The organism is Shigella sp. FC1967, from assembly GCF_001743005.1.
Taxonomy (GTDB): Bacteria; Pseudomonadota; Gammaproteobacteria; order Enterobacterales; family Enterobacteriaceae; genus Proteus.
Map to the genome: position 1 here is coordinate 1 of NZ_MIIZ01000202.1, position 269 is coordinate 269.

Annotated in this window: 1 rRNA gene; it reads right to left on the reverse strand. The window is 41.3% G+C overall.

Going from position 1 to position 269, the window contains the following annotated elements:
- Positions 1-113 (reverse strand): 16S ribosomal RNA (locus tag BHE89_RS01855); the annotation flags it as partial.
- Positions 114-269 lie beyond the last annotated feature (156 nt).

A 269-nucleotide genomic window follows, 5' to 3' on the forward strand; every position in this document is an offset into this window, starting at 1 on the left:
CCCGTCCGCCGCTCGTCAGCAAGAAAGCAAGCTTTCTCCTGTTACCGCCCGACTTGCATGTGTTAGGCCTGCCGCCAGCGTTCAATCTGAGCCATGATCAAACTCTTCAATTAAAAGTGTTTGATGCTCAAAGAAAATCGAAAACTTAGCTATTCATAAATGAATTTACTTTTGTTGTTCACTCTTCAAGACTTGATACATCTAATATTTTAGAAGATATCGTCTCTGCGAGTGCCCACACAGATTGTCTGATAATTTGTTAAAGAGCA